Source organism: Longimicrobium sp., assembly GCA_036387335.1.
Lineage (GTDB): Bacteria > Gemmatimonadota > Gemmatimonadetes > Longimicrobiales > Longimicrobiaceae > Longimicrobium.
This window is the reverse complement of record DASVTZ010000158.1, coordinates 1-1,869: the sequence shown is the minus strand read 5'-3', so window position 1 is coordinate 1,869 and position 1,869 is coordinate 1. Positions and strand designations below refer to the sequence as shown.

2 protein-coding genes are annotated in these 1,869 nt (G+C 73.5%); both read left to right on the top strand.

From position 1 onward, the window contains the following. The first annotated feature begins 163 nt into the window (after positions 1-163). Positions 164-1,018: a hypothetical protein gene (locus tag VF647_15430; protein HEX8453493.1), complete on the top strand. Its 855-nt coding sequence runs from the start codon at positions 164-166 to the stop codon at positions 1,016-1,018. Continuing rightward, a partial coding sequence (locus VF647_15425; protein HEX8453492.1) for a helix-hairpin-helix domain-containing protein occupies positions 1,015-1,869 on the top strand: 855 nt, incomplete at its 3' end. The genes VF647_15430 and VF647_15425, both read left to right, overlap by 4 nt.

The window sequence follows — 1,869 nt, the reverse complement described above, 5'->3', positions numbered from 1 at the left end:
GTTGCGCTCATCGGATGGGGCCCGGGTACCGTGACCTGCGAGCGGTGGGGCAGGGGCAAGCTCCATTCCGCGCGCGCGCACTTTCGCCGCGAGCCGCCCGCCGGCTACCTTCGCGGCGCCCCGTTTGCAGGCGGCGCGCGTGGACCGTTCCAGGGAGGATGGATTGAGCGAGATCGAGGAGGGGCCCGCCCCGCGCGGGCCGCTGGTGACGCCGTACGAGCTGGTGTTCGGCGAGGGCGGGCTGGAGGAGCGCGTCTTCCCCGACATCCTGGCCGAGGCCGAGGCGCAGGCCGAAGACCCCGCACGCCGCGAGCGCTTCGGCTTCCTCTCCGTGGTGGCGGACGCGCTGCGGGCCATGGTGCCGGACGAGGCCACGGCGGACATCCTGGAGGAGTACCGCCTCCTCTTCTACCACGGCTTCAACTTCTGGCGCTTCGGCCGGCGGCTCTACGTGCTGGAGCCCGCCACCGCGCGCTACCTGGTGGAGGCCGCGCCGCGCATGTCGGGATGGGAGCTGAAGCTACCGTATCCCTCGGTCTACGTGCAGCTTCCGCCACGCCTCTTCTGGGCCAGCATCGCCATCGACGCGCCGCCGGAGCCGGTGGACGGCTTCTTCGCCATCCAGTCGCAGGGGATCGACCCGCTCGGACCGGGCTTCAGCGACCTGCAGGTGCTGATGGTGCTCGGCGTGCGGCGCGAGCGGGCGGGGTTCAGCGTCGTCCCCTTCGACACCGAGGTCGGCCCGGGCATCCCCACCGACTGGGCGGAGGCGCCGGGGCGCGAGGGGGCGCCGGACTTCGCCAACATCCTTCCGGGCGGCGAGCTCGCGGGGCTCTACTCGATCCTGACGAATACCGAGGCGCTCAAGCTGCTCGCCCGCGCCCTCTGGTACATCGACACGCAATCGGGCGAGATCCCCGCCGAGACCGCGCCCGAGCGGCGCGCCGGAGATCGCGAGGGGAGCATCCCGCTGTCGCGCCTCCCCTTTCAGCGCGTGCGGCTGGCGGACGCGGGATGAACGCCGCCGGCGCCGCCTCCGTCCTCGCCGAGATCGCCATGCTCCTGGAGGTGGTGGGCGGCGATCCGTTCCGCGCCCGCGCCTTCCAGAATGCGGCGCGGCAGCTCGAGGGCTCCGGCGCGGACCTGGAGGCTCTCTCGCTCGCCGGAGCGCTGACCTCGCTCCCTGGGATCGGCGAGGCGATCGCGGGGATCGTGGACGAGCTGGTGCGCACCGGGCGCTCGGGGATGCACGAGCGGCTGGTGGCGGAGACGCCGGTCGGGATGTACGACGTGATGAAGATCAAGGGGCTCGGCGCCAAGCGCATCCGCACCCTGTACGCCGAGCTGGGGATCGATTCGCTCGATTCGCTGGAAGAGGCCGCGCGCGCCGGCCGCATCGGCACCCTCGCCGGCTTCGGCCCCAAGACGGTGACGTCGATCCTGGAGGGCGTCGCCTCCGTGCGCGACATGCGCGGCAAGCGGCGTATCGTGCACGCGCTGGACGTGGCGGAGCGCCTCGTGGAGCACGTCCGCACCCTCCCCGGCGTCTCCGCCGCCGAGCTCGCCGGGCCGTTGCGCCGCCGGATGGAAGTCGTCTCCTCCATCGACATCGTCGCCGCCACCGACCGCGCGGAGGAGACGCTGGCCGCCTTTCGCACGCTAGGCGAGCACACGGCGGGCGGCGGGGTTCGAGCGGGACGTGCCGAGGTGCGCTTCAGCGACGGGTTCGCGGCGAGCCTCGCCTGCGTCCCCGCCGACCGCTTCGGCGCGGCGCTGGCGGTGTGGACGGGGAGCGAGGCGCACGTGGCGGAGCTGGGGGAGCGCGCACGCGAGCGGGGTCTGACGCTGGGCCCCGACGGGCTCGGCGGC